The sequence below is a fragment of the Massilimicrobiota sp. An105 genome (genome assembly GCF_002161155.1).
Taxonomy (GTDB): domain Bacteria; phylum Bacillota_I; class Bacilli_A; order Erysipelotrichales; family Coprobacillaceae; genus Allocoprobacillus; species Allocoprobacillus merdigallinarum.
Genome location: NZ_NFLY01000005.1, coordinates 22,637 through 35,983, shown reverse-complemented (window position 1 = coordinate 35,983; position 13,347 = coordinate 22,637). Strand labels below are relative to the sequence as shown.

Here is a 13,347-nt window from a genome sequence, read left to right as displayed (position 1 = left end):
GATCCGGTTGATTATAGTTTTTTTATGTCATCACATATTTTCTAAGATTGTTATAACATCCAATAATGATGTCAAAACACCTTGTGTCTTTTGTACATAGTCTTCACCTGGTTGCTTTAAATCAGGAATACAATAGACAGGCACTTTCGCATCATAAGCTGCCTGTATACCTGCTTCACTATCTTCTAAAACAATAGCCTCTGACGGCAAAACATTTAATCTTTCACAGGCTTTTAAGAAAATATCAGGATACGGTTTCCCTCTTTGGACATCACTGCCACAAATGATTTCATCAAAATAATGTAAAATATCATGCTCATCTAAAATGCTATGAGCTCTTGATGACAGACTTGATGTTGCCAGCGCAATAGAATATCCATGTTCCTGTAAATACTTTAATAATTCTTGAGTTCCTTTTTTCAATTGGACACCATCTTCTTTCATATATTTCTGCTCTAAATGATGAAACAATTGGAATTTTTCCCTAATATCATAATCCAAATGATAATGTTCTTTAATAAACTGCAAAGATACATTTAACTGCTTTCCTGGATAATCCTGAATATAATCTTCCATCATAAATGAATATCCATAACTTTCAATCAGTTCCTTATAACAGCGATAAGAAATCACTTCACTATCAATCAATAATCCATCCATATCAAAAATAACTACTTTTATCATAATGATCCTCCTGTATCGCAATTTTGCTTTCTACCTTCAAAGCAACATTTTTTAAACCATCAAATACACTTGACAAATAAAATTTTTCTTTATTACAAATTATGAATGATATATAGCATTTGCATTGATATTATCAATAATACTTTTTATACCTGCCCATACTGTTATATCCGAAAAGACATCTACAATGCTCCCTCGATTGGTAAATGGAGAATCCTGAAGAACTGAAAAATCCTTCATTATTCCATTTCTAGCAATATATTCTATGATTTGATTAACAAAATAAATTTGATCACTATTCAAGTAATTACTATTTAAAAATTCTGAAAAGGCATCTTTAGCAACATCCAAATCTAATCCAACTATTTCCCTTACAAATTCACCCAACGGTTTTTCTCCATATTCAGTATAGTATTCTTCTTTCGTACCTAAATCATGCCACAAAATATCTTCTAATTTCTCTATATCTTTACTAGTAAGTACCTCATTTTTTTTAATTTTTCTAATCACTGCTTCATCTTGTTGATGTTGTCTAATAAAAAACTCTGCTTTTGCTTTATATTGTTTTAAATCGTCGTTTTGTAATTCTGATTCTTTCCAATCCACAGATAAAATATCATCATCCAATGTAGTTTCATACATTACTAATGGTTTAGGGATATATTTTACCAAATCCCTTATACTCTTTCTTATTATTTCAAAATCATTAATATCAGCTTCATCAAGATAATCAGTATTCAATATTTTATTTATTAATTCTGATTGAATTTGAATTTCCGGTATATTTGCAACACCTGAAATACCTTTTACTTTCTTTAGTAAATCCGAACGCGCTTTATTATATTTTTTACCTGATAAATATGCCAATTCGATTCCATACATCAATGCATCGAAACGCACAGCCCTAATTTCATCATCTTCGGGTATAATCAAAGGCGCTACTTCTTCTTTAATAAGCAATGTATCTTCATAAGACAAAGAGTTATAGTTATGACTATCAGAATATTTATCAATATATTTCAGGTGTTGTCTAATTGCAAAATTTTCTCGATCTAATTCTTGAATTTTAATCACCATTTCATCAATAAGCTGTTTTCTAAATAGTTGTAAATCATCTGTTTGATAATTTATATCTTGTAATTTATAAACTATTTGAAACTTTAATGAAAATATAGCTCCCTGTACGGCTATCATATTTGCGGAAACTTTTCCCTTATTCATTCTAAAAAATTCAAAATTTCCACAAAAATCAAAAATATAAAACTTATTTTTATCTTTCCCATCGATAAGATATGGACATAATCTTGTTCCTCTACCTATCATTTGCCAAAATTTTGCTTTACTCATTACTTTTTTAAAGAAAACCAAGTTAACAACATCTGGTACATCAATGCCTGTATCTAGCATATCTACTGAAATAGCAATTTGTGGTAGTTTATTCGCATCAGAAAATTCATCAATAAGACTTTGAGCATAATTGATATAATTATCTATAATTTTCGCATAGCCATTTAAATGTGGATATGTTTTATTAAATATTTCATATATTTTCTCAGCATGTTTATGACTTTTTGCAAAAATAACAGTTTTTCCAATCTTTTGTCCATAATCAATATATATGCCATTTTGCATTAATATTTCCAATGCTTTTTTTATAGTATCTTCATTAAAAATCCATGAGTTCATTGCTGATGATTCTATTTTTTCAGGTAGATGCCCATCTTCAGTTGTAAAAGTAGATTCATACTTCTGCTTATCCTCATCTGATAATTCATCATAAGTAATTCCATTTTCAATGAACTTAAGAGTTGTTTCCACAGATAAATAATCAACTAAATAGCCGTCTTTAACTGCCTGTGATAATTCATATCCATATGTAGGAACTCCATTTTCTAGACCAAATATTTCATAAGTATTTTTATCTATATCGTCTTTAGGTGTAGCTGTTAAGCCAACAATAAGACTATCAAAATATGTAAAAATATCCTTATATTTATTATAGATAGATCTATGTGCTTCATCACAAATAACCAAATCAAAATGCCCACATGTATATAGTTTTTTTTCTTCGTATTTTACCGAATCTATACAATTCATCATTGTCTGATATGTAGAAAATACAATACGTGCATTATAATTTTCTTTATCTTCTACCAAATTTGTTACTGACATTTCGGGAAGCATATTTACAAAACTTCTTTTTGCTTGTGTAACAAGTGAATTTCTATCTGCTAAAAACAAAACATTTTTAATCCATCCTGCTTCCATTAAAACTTTTACAAGCCCAATAACTGTTCTTGTTTTACCAGAACCTGTTGCCATCACTAGTAATGCTTTCCTTCTGTTTTTCGCTTCAAAACTTTCGCATATAGCTTTAATAGCACCTTGTTGATAATATCTCCCCGCAATATTTAAATCTACTTTGATATTACTCAATTTTCCTTTCATTTTTCTAAGATTATATATTTTTTCTAAATCTCTTTTTGAATATATTGATGCCACTTTTCTTTCTGGATATTGATGATCGTCAATCCTTGTATCAAACCCATTTGTTAAAAAAATAATTGGACGTCGTTTATACTTCTTTTCTAATAAATCAGCATATAATTTAGCTTGTTGTCGTCCCTTTGAAGGATCAACACAAGTTTTCTTTGCCTCAATAACAGCAAGCGGTTTATGAGCATCATCAAATAAAACATAGTCAGCATATCCAACTTTTCCTTTATTTGGCATACCATATAACTCAACTTCATTTAACCAATCTTTTCCTTCAATCCACCCAGCATCTCTAAGCATTGAATCTATATATAATTTTCTTGTTTCAAACTCACTTAATTCTAATGGTTTAGGGACATAATTTTGTTTTTGAGCCTCTCTTCTTAACGTTAATTCTTTCTTTAATTTTTGATTTTCTCTAATAAGCTTTTCTAACTCAATTTCAATTATTTCATTTTCTGATATTGATTCCTTTGTTTTTACATTCAGTAATGATTGATCATAATTTTTTTCAACATATACATCACTATAACAACAAGAAATAAAATCCATAAAATAAAATAGATTTTCTAAACATAATTTAGCAACATCATTAGATAGTTTTTTATTATCATGCGCTGCCATATTCCCATTAATAAGTATAAAATCTAAACGTTTATACAAATTTTCATCAATAATATCCTGAAAATCTTCTGAACGCATTAAACTATATAATGTACTTTGATATGGCATTTTTAAATCATTATCAATTGAATACATCCATTTAATAGCCATTTCCATTGCTCTACGACAATTTAACGTACATGTTGAAGCATCAATTTGATAACTTTTTTCTGCAATAATAGCAGCATCAGCAAAACTACTAAATTTTGGCTCATTTTTCAAATAATCGAAATTAGTCATATTCCTATCTCCCCTTTCCATAAACAATTTATCCTTTATTTATAAATTTTGATTTATCGACTTGTTTCGTAAAATTTACAAACTCGCTTTGCAATTGTATTGGTGGAACTATAACCTCTACATTGCTTAACGTTTTTAAGTTTAAATTCTTCTGGGCAACCTGTGTAGCAAGTGCTTCTAATGAACTCTGTAAAAAACTAAACCAATAATGAACAAATACTGTTTCAACTCGCTCTCCAGCAATAAAGCCTACTACACTGTCCGGAAAACATGCATCAAAAGTTAGTATTGATGTTTGAGCAATATTAGCGGCTATCGTTATACATAGTGTTCCTTTTGGCCACATCTTACTCTGTTTTAATCCTAACTCAGAGTACGTACTTAAATATGATGTAATATAAGTATCAGCATTAGCCACTTCCCCTGTTTGAACTAATGGATATGGTCCTCCAAGTAATTCAACAGCATTTCTTGGTCTATGCTTAGATATACCTCTTGCAAGTAATCCCAAATCCATTAATTTCACTTGTTTCCAACCTTTATCATTTTTTATTGGATCCCCAAACATCTCGACAAATCGGGCTTTGATTAAACACTCTAATTGATCCAACTCTTTTTTTTGCAATTCAATAATGCTAGACACAGTATCTAATATTTTAACTATTCTATTCTGAGTTACACTATCAGGGTATTTAATGCTTGATTGTTTCAACCACTTAAAATGTCGATTATATCCTGTATTTGGAATATAGACATTTTTCAATGCATAAAATAGATACTTATAATTTGCATTTTGAAACTTACATCGTAATATTTTAACCCCATCTGCACCTATATAAAATGGTTGATCAATATATTTAAGTATTCTCGTATGGTCTCCAAAAATAATTACCGGCAGTTCCGAAAAAAATCCTTCTTTTTTATCCGTATAACCAGCGATTAACTCTTGACCTTGATCTACAATTAAATATTTTCCTTGTTCTTCATACTCATCCGTTTTTAACTTAGTTCCATATTTTGTTTTGTCTTCGAAAATTTCACTAAAATCCATCACATTTTCATCCCCACAAATCCGAATTTACCATCTGTCAATCATATATTTTATTTCACTTTTGAAATCTTCACTAAAATCATTTAAATCATCAAAAGTTATAATATCATCTTTTAATAAATCCCATATATTTTCATGCATCTTTGATCTTCTCATATCAATAGCTACCCCAACACTTCTTTTATCCTTATAAATTCTTCTTTCTAAATCCCAAAAGTTTTTTGAAGCATCATTATCTCTTTGTAATATCTCAATATATTCATTATTTAACTTCTGCATATAGTTTTCTTGCCATATAATTATTTTCTTTCTAAATATTTTCCAATCTCTTTCTTTTACATCAAACATAATATTCTTCCTCCTATGCCACATACTTTCTATGTGATTCTTTAACATTATTTTGATTAACCATTGCATAATGCATCGTTGTATCGATTTGAGAATGCCCCAGTAAACTTTGAACTTGTTCTATTGGCATCCCTTTATCGATAGCTTTAGTAGCTACTGTTCTCCTAAACTTATGTGGATGGACTTTATTTATTCCAAGCTTCCTTCCTAATGAACGTAATCTTATTTCAACACCACTTATTTTTAATCTATCATGTGGTTTGTCCAATGATACAAATAAAGCAGGATTATTATCTGTTCGACTATTCAAATAATTCTTTAAATGAATTTTTGTTCTAGCATCAAAATAGACTGGCCTTTCCTTATTGCCTTTACCAAATACAACACATTCTCTATTTTCAAAATCGATATCATTAATATTTAATTTAACTAATTCACCCACACGCATTCCTGTTGACGCTAGTAAATCTATAATTGCTAAATCTCTCAAATTATTACAATTATCACGTAAGCATTCTAATGATTCATCTGATAAAATCTCCTTAATTATTTTGTCAGTTTTTATTTTATGTATTCTTTTCATAGGACTCTTAAGAATATAATTTTCTTCCTCTAACCACGAAAAGAAACTACTGAGATTTCTTCTTATATTATCAATACTTACTTTAGAACAATTATTGATTTTCTGATAATTTGTTAGATATTCTCTTAAATTATCTGTTGTCATATGTGTTACATGTATACTCATTCTGCTATCTAACATCAATAATGTAGATTTATAATACTTAATTGTTCTTTCAGAACATCCTTCTATTTCTTTTGCTGCAATAAACTTATTTATTAATTCAATATTAGTATAATCATAAATATCGTCCATTTCATTTTCTTTAATTTTAATTTCAACATTCTCTAAACAATGTTTTAAAGTTTTATGCAATTGTTCCATTTGTGCATTATCTAAATAACGTAATAATTGTTGTTCAATTTCTTTAATAATAGTTTCATTCATGTTAGTAACCTCCATTACCAACATCACTACAACCATTTTATTTATCCAAAATATTTTTGCATTAAACTATCATATAATTGTTGTGTTTTTTCCAATGACTTTTGAACTTCAAATTTTGATTTATCTACCTGTTTCACAAAGTTCACAAACTCCTTTTGAAGTTTCATTGGTGGAAGAAAAATCTTCGTTTTCTTTATTTCACTTAAATGCAAATTAGGTACCCCTACTCCCTTAATACTTGAATCAAATTGTCTTTTTGTTTCCGGGTTATTAATTACACATCTAAAAAATATTGGATCTATCATTTCCTTAGGCCTAAGCAAGGCAAGACTAACATATATATCAAAAACTTCATCTGTATCATTAATAGCAGCAACTCCATAATTGACACCATTTTTAGACATTAAAATATCATTTCTTTGTGGCTTGAGTGTTGCATAAAGTTTTTCATGTAAGTCTGCAGGAATATATTTAATCTTACTCCAATCTATTTTTTGAGACATTACATCCTTTGATGATAAAAATTTATATCCTTCTTCTTTATCTTCTATATATTGAGGTGTTTGATGAGTACCATCTTTTATCAAAGAACAAACATCATCAATAATAACAACATCAAACCCGTTTTCATTATCGCTAAGCGTACCAAACATCTCGACAAATCGGGCTTTGATAAGTTCATCGAATAATTTTAATTCATCATTTAAATTTGTCATTATTTTTTCTATTACTTTTAATTTATGTACAATTTGCTTTTGCTTTTCAAAGTTTACTAAATCAAATTGTTCATTTTTATAATCTTTAAAATATATATGTGGTATTGTTGCTCCAGAAAAATATTTTTCTAGATGTCTTGCCTTTATTACATAATATAAATATGCAGGTAAAATATTATCTTTGGGTAATAAATATTGCATTGTACCTATAACAGACGATTTTGCCGGAAGTAACATAGTTCTACCTATTCCCGCTCCGTCTTTCACTATTGCCACATATGGCTTTGATTGATGAAATGTATCTATTTTTCCTAAATACCCTGCTGCACCAAAAACTGGAAACAACCCTTTTTTATTCATAACATCAGATTGTTTTAAATTTGATGTTGCTTTATCACAGACATCTTCTATTTTTACCCTCATTTACTCTACAAATCCGAATTTATTAATTCAGATGACTCCTTTCTTTTAATCTTCTAATAAATCACTTAATTCTTTTAATTCTTTAGCAATCTCATTATTTATCTCCAGAATTTCTTTCATAATGTCTCTTGTAGGAGGATACTCAATTTTTTCATACTCTATTTCCTTATATTTATTAATTGATAAATCATAATCATTTTCTACTATTTCCTTTTTAGTTACAAAGAAGGATTTATCTGTTCTTTTCCTTTCTTTTTCATTATCTAAAGCATTAAAACGTTGAATAATATCTGGTATATCATTTTCACTAACTTTTGTACGTTTATCATCTAAACTGTAACCATCTGCAGTCATATTGTAAAACCAAACATTGTCAGTACCACCATGATTTGTTTTTGTAAAAATTAATATTCCTGTAGATACCCCAGCGTAAGGTTTGAAGACCCCTGATGGCATTGAGATTACCGCTTCTAATTTATTATTTTCAATCAATTCTTTTCGTATTGCTTTATGTGCCTTTGAAGAACCAAATAAAACTCCATCAGGAACAATGCAAGCACAACGCCCTCCTACCTTTAGCATCTTTAAAAATAAGGCTAAGAATAATAGTTCCGTTTTCTTTGTTTTACAAACTTTTAATAAATCTGCTGATACTGAATCAGCATCCAGGCTTCCTTTAAATGGCGGATTTGCTAAAATCAATGAATATTTATCACGGTCTGGATTTTGATCAGATAAACTATCTCTATATTCAATGTATGGCGATTCTACACCATGAGTCATCATATTCATCGCCCCTATTCGCAACATAGTTCTATCCATATCATACCCATAAAACATATGATTCATATAATGATCCTTTTTTTGTCTATCAAAATAAATTTCTTCTTTGAAATTTTCACGTAGATATTCACTTGCGGTCACTAAGAATCCTGAAGTTCCACAAGCAGGGTCACATATTATTTCATTAGGTTGTGGTTTCATGAGTTCAACTATCATACGAATGATATGTCTAGGTGTTCTAAATTGTCCATTACGTCCCGCAGTAGCTATCTTTGATAATAAATACTCATATACATCACCACGAATATCTATATCTTTTTCTTGACTCATCAAATCATATATTTCATCTAAGGAATCTACTACTTTAGTTAACAATAATGGTGTAGGTACTTTAAAAATAGCATCATCCATATATTTTGAATACGCACTATTTTTATCAGCATGTAATGTTTTAATAAATGGAAAGACCCATTCTTGAATAATAGAATACATTTTATCAGCAGGCATATCATGAAATACAGACCATTTTAATTGCATTCCATCAATTGTTCTATCTCCTATCACCACATCATCATTAAATACACTTGTAAATGGTAATCCTAACATTGCACATTCTTTGGATTTTTTATTATCAGATTCATCTAAATCATGTATGAACATTAAATAAGTAATTTGCTCTATAACCTCTAAAGGATTAGTGAGTCCTCCTGTCGCAAAAACCTCCCATAAGGTATCAATCTTATTTTTTAATTGTCCAGTAATCATTATTTTTCTTTCCTCCAATTCCAAGTATACGAAGTATAACGTCCACCACCAATTTTGGTGATTTGGCCATTCTCCAGTAAATTATTTAAAGTTCTTTGTACTGTTGTTTGACTAATATCGGGACACAATTTCATTATTTCAGATTTTGTTATTTTTCCTATATGTCCCTTGATAATTTCAGATATTCTTTCAGATTTTGAAACATTAACTTTAGAAACCAATATAACTCTAGATTCAAACTCACGATATGCACTTACAATAATTCCTAAAGTATATCTAACAAAAGGCTCATAATTATTTTCATTTTCATGCCAGCCATATGAACTTTCCTTTAGGACCTCATAATAACTTTCTTTTGAGTTTTCTATAATTTTCTCTAAACTTATGTATTTTCCAACAATATATCCTGAACGATATAACAAAAGTAACATTAATAACCTACTCATTCTTCCGTTTCCATCATCAAAAGGATGAATGCATAAAAAATCTAATATAAACATCGGTATCAGTAACAATGGATCTACATTTTCACTTTCTATAATCTCATTAAACGCACTGCACAAATCATTTATTGATTCAGCAGTTTGCCATGCTGGAACAGGTTTAAATCTAATACTTTTTTTCCCATTTCTACCTACTTCAGCAATAATATTATCCGAAGATTTAAATTTCCCACCATAACCTTCACCAGAAAACTTATACAAATCTCTATGCAATTGTAATAACATAGACGGAATAATTGGTATATATTCATAGTTTGCATGAATTGTATTTAAAACATCTCTATATCCTGCAATTTCTTTTTCACTTCGAGTTTTTGGCATTGTTTTATCCAAAACGATTTGTTTTAATCTATCGTCAGAAGTATATATTCCTTCTATTTTATTAGAATATTCAGTACTTTGAATTTTAGCAATTTCTAACAAATCAAGCAATTTATCAGAATTAGCTTCAATAAATAAAGCTTGCCTACCTTTAAATTCATGAATAGTCGTTAATAATGATACAATTTGTGGAGTTAATAGTTTTTCCCACTTTTGTATATAATTATAATCTCTCATATAATCACCTTACCTTTTTTATATTATATATTAATTTACTCATCGTTACAATTCAATTTAGTCTTTTTTTAAAAAATGACTAAATTGAATTAAAGTGATATAATTGAAACATACCAAAAAAGCATATATAATATACCTTTTTCATAAACTTATTACAATTTTATTTATTTAAAAGATGATAAGCAAAAAAATCCTCGTTATTTGAGGATCTTTTATTCAATTTCAATATGATAATCTAAAATATAGACTGTAACGAAAGTTAAAATCACATTGAAAAATAGATCAATGAACATAAACGTAACTGGAATTCCATACCATTCAATAGATGTGATACTCATACCTGATAAAACAAATTGTATCCATGAGAAAATAATTCCCAAAACTATCCATATACAAATCCCGACAGCCAAACGATGATGACGACATAAAGCTGTATGTGCTAACGTTAAAGCAAAATAAATAGATATAATAAGCGCATATGTTTCTACAATCATATAAATAAGACTTAACAATGATTCACCAGGCTGATTCATGAACATCTGTCCTAATCTTTTGAACACTTCTGGAATTCCCTGAAAAATCTGCATGATTGACATATTATGTGTCAACAATGACATCATAACTCCCATCAATAAAACCCCAAACATCAATGCAATTCCGCCAAGAATAAGCCATACAAATGAAACAATAAGCTTAGAAATAATTAACTGCAAAGATGATACAGGTAAAGTCAATGTCAGATAAGCTGGTCTTTTAAACATAGAATGATAATAATGTGTAAAAATACTGACAAATAATGCAATACTAATTCCCATAACTAAAACTGTAAATCCAAAAGCCATCATAAAGCTTAAAATAGGAATATCTAGAATTAGTCCTTCTGTAAAAAATGGTAATAATAAACATGCACCCCAGAAAACACAAAACGAGATGAAAAAGGAACGCATAGAATGAATAAATTCATATTTCATTAATTTTAACATTTGAATTCCTCCTTAAAAATATCATTAATAGAAGCTTGTCTTTTCATTCTTAAGTCCTCACTATTTTCATGTAAGATAATTTCACCATTTTTAATAAAGATCACTTCATCAAATATCTTTTCAATATCCGCAATCAAATGTGTTGATAATAAAACAAGTGCATCTTCAGCATAATTATTTAAAATAGTATCTAAAATAAGTTCTCTTGCAGCCGGATCAATACCACCTAATGGTTCATCTAAAATATAAATCTTTGCTTTTCTAGACATAACCAATATCAACTGAAACTTCTCTTTCATTCCTTTTGATAATTCTTTAATCTTCACTTTCTTTTCAATATTCATTCTTTCCATTAAAGATAATGCCTTATTCAAATCAAAATCATCATACATATCAACAAATAAATTTAATGCATCACTGGTTGTCATCCAGTTTTCAAAATAAGGTTCATCTGGTAAATAAGAAATGATTTTTTTAGAATGAATACCTATAGCTTGCTGATCAATTTGAACATCTCCATCATATTCTTTCAATAAACCATTTAAAACTTTAATCAGTGTTGTTTTCCCACTTCCATTAGGTCCAAGTAAACCCACAATCTGTCCACCATGTAAAGTTAAATTCACATTTTTTAAAACTTGTTTCTTTCCATATTTTTTATTTAAATCTTGGATTTTTATAAGTTCACTCATGATTTTCCTCCTTTAAATAAGCAATAATATCTGCTTTTGTAATGCCATAACGCTCCATTTCTTTAACAAACTGTTGAATCGTTTCTTGTATTTTGTTTTGACGACATGATTCAATAAAATCAATGTCTTCACTAACAAATCTTCCTACTGCCCTTTGTGTCACAATAAATCCCTGATGTTCTAATTCCAAAAAAGCTCTTTGAATGGTATTAGGATTGACTTCCAATCTTGATGCCATTTCTCTGACTGATTCTAATTTATCACCTGGATGTAACTGTCCACCAAGAATTTTTGATTTGACTTCTTCAACAACCTGTAAATAAATAGGCGTATCTGTTTGAAAATGATTCATAGCCATTCCACCTTACTGTATTAATACACTAATACAGTAACACAGTATAATTCTTTTGTCAATATTCACACACAAAAAAAGATAGCTTTTCACTATCTCTTATCTCAATCAAATAAAGTTTTCCAATTAGGATGACGATAGGCCTCAAAACACATATGAATTTGTTCTTCATTGTTTTTCTCAGTAGAAAGCTCAGGTAAATGATCTTCATCAAAATATCTAGATTCTACTGTTTCTACATTTTTCTCAAACTTTCCACCTATTTCATAACAAAGCACAAAAATTTTACAAACGCCATAAGCATAAACTGGAACATTATGTTGAGCACGATCTTGTACAGCAATAATTCTATCAGCAATCACATCTAAACCAGCTTCTTCTTTCACTTCTTTTATTGTATTCTGTTTAACTGATAAGTTCACATCTACCCATCCACCAGGAAGTGACCATTTTCCATTATTCTCTTTCACTAAAAGAATTTGATTATCTTTAAAAATAGCTGCACGTGTATCTCATTTAGGTGTCTGATATCTACTTTCATTACAAAATAAATCTTTCACTTTTTCTAAAGGAATATCATTTTGATACGCCATGATTTCAGCCGATATTTCTCTTATACGTTCATATCTTTCCTGATCGTAAACATCATGACCATAAGTTAATCCTGCTTGTGCCAAACTTTGTAATTCAATAGCCCAATCCACCCATTTTTTATTATTCATTTTTTCCACCTCTTTATTTTTATTATATCTTTGGTAACCATTATTTCAATGAAATGCATAAAATTGATGATATTTATAGTCATGGCATCACTAGTATATAAGAATGAATATCCATTTGCTTGAAAATGATAGTTATGGTGATATAGTCATAACATCACTTTTTACCAATAAATATCAAAACATTTCTTCAAAAAGGTATATACCAGATAAATTTAAACATTCTGTATAGTCATGGAGTCTTTTCAATCAATAAATACTAATATATACCAAATCAAAGTTATAATCTGTATACTCATGGTGACTTTTCAATCAATAAATGCTAAGATATAAATATCTTTTTCATATAATCAATTAAATGG

At 28.9% G+C, this 13,347-nt stretch carries 13 protein-coding genes; all 13 read right to left on the bottom strand.

Translation table 11 applies throughout. The features are described from left to right. Nucleotides 1-30: 30 nt before the first annotated feature. The 13 genes from B5E48_RS02060 to B5E48_RS14010 all read right to left on the bottom strand — a co-directional run bounded on the left by B5E48_RS02060 (nucleotide 31) and on the right by B5E48_RS14010 (nucleotide 12,988). Entirely contained in the window at nucleotides 31-684 is a 654-nt protein-coding gene (locus tag B5E48_RS02060) for an HAD family hydrolase (protein WP_087303925.1), read from the bottom strand. Between the two features lie 99 nt (nucleotides 685-783). Next, entirely contained in the window at nucleotides 784-4,083 is a 3,300-nt protein-coding gene (locus tag B5E48_RS02055) for a DEAD/DEAH box helicase family protein (RefSeq protein WP_087303924.1), read from the bottom strand. Between the two features lie 28 nt (nucleotides 4,084-4,111). Continuing rightward, on the bottom strand, nucleotides 4,112-5,134 hold the full coding sequence (locus B5E48_RS02050) for a restriction endonuclease subunit S (protein WP_087303923.1): 1,023 nt from the start codon (nucleotides 5,132-5,134) through the stop codon (nucleotides 4,112-4,114). A gap of 27 nt (nucleotides 5,135-5,161) precedes the next feature. Beyond that, the gene (locus B5E48_RS02045; RefSeq protein ID WP_087303922.1) at nucleotides 5,162-5,482 is read right to left on the bottom strand and encodes a multidrug transporter; all 321 of its coding nucleotides are present in this window, start codon (nucleotides 5,480-5,482) and stop codon (nucleotides 5,162-5,164) included. Between the two features lie 13 nt (nucleotides 5,483-5,495). Next, complete coding sequence (gene xerA / locus B5E48_RS02040; RefSeq protein ID WP_087303921.1) at nucleotides 5,496-6,491, bottom strand: site-specific tyrosine recombinase/integron integrase; 996 nt, start codon at nucleotides 6,489-6,491, stop codon at nucleotides 5,496-5,498. 41 nt (nucleotides 6,492-6,532) lie between these two features. Continuing rightward, a complete protein-coding gene (locus B5E48_RS02035; RefSeq protein ID WP_087303920.1) occupies nucleotides 6,533-7,630 on the bottom strand; it encodes a restriction endonuclease subunit S in 1,098 nt (365 codons plus the stop codon). A 45-nt stretch (nucleotides 7,631-7,675) separates the two neighbouring features. Beyond that, nucleotides 7,676-9,178: a class I SAM-dependent DNA methyltransferase gene (locus tag B5E48_RS02030; protein WP_087303919.1), complete on the bottom strand. Its 1,503-nt coding sequence runs from the start codon at nucleotides 9,176-9,178 to the stop codon at nucleotides 7,676-7,678. Then, a complete protein-coding gene (locus B5E48_RS02025) occupies nucleotides 9,178-10,239 on the bottom strand; it encodes a Fic family protein (protein ID WP_087303918.1) in 1,062 nt (353 codons plus the stop codon). The genes B5E48_RS02030 and B5E48_RS02025 overlap by 1 nt, the downstream gene beginning before the upstream one ends. Before the next feature lie 212 nt (nucleotides 10,240-10,451). Beyond that, on the bottom strand, nucleotides 10,452-11,222 hold the full coding sequence (locus B5E48_RS02020) for a hypothetical protein (protein WP_087303917.1): 771 nt from the start codon (nucleotides 11,220-11,222) through the stop codon (nucleotides 10,452-10,454). Beyond that, nucleotides 11,216-11,914 (bottom strand): ABC transporter ATP-binding protein, encoded by a 699-nt coding sequence (locus B5E48_RS02015; RefSeq protein WP_087303916.1) that lies wholly within the window; start codon nucleotides 11,912-11,914, stop codon nucleotides 11,216-11,218. Before B5E48_RS02015 ends, B5E48_RS02020 begins: the two co-directional genes overlap by 7 nt. After that, nucleotides 11,907-12,266, bottom strand: a complete 360-nt coding sequence (locus B5E48_RS02010) for a GntR family transcriptional regulator (RefSeq protein WP_087245594.1) — start codon at nucleotides 12,264-12,266, stop codon at nucleotides 11,907-11,909. The genes B5E48_RS02015 and B5E48_RS02010 overlap by 8 nt, the downstream gene beginning before the upstream one ends. Before the next feature lie 104 nt (nucleotides 12,267-12,370). Next, nucleotides 12,371-12,763, bottom strand: coding sequence for an NUDIX domain-containing protein (locus B5E48_RS14015; RefSeq protein WP_343286323.1), 393 nt, complete (start codon nucleotides 12,761-12,763; stop codon nucleotides 12,371-12,373). A 15-nt stretch (nucleotides 12,764-12,778) separates the two neighbouring features. Next, nucleotides 12,779-12,988, bottom strand: coding sequence for an NUDIX hydrolase N-terminal domain-containing protein (locus B5E48_RS14010; RefSeq protein ID WP_343286322.1), 210 nt, complete (start codon nucleotides 12,986-12,988; stop codon nucleotides 12,779-12,781). Between the last annotated feature and the right edge of the window lie 359 nt (nucleotides 12,989-13,347).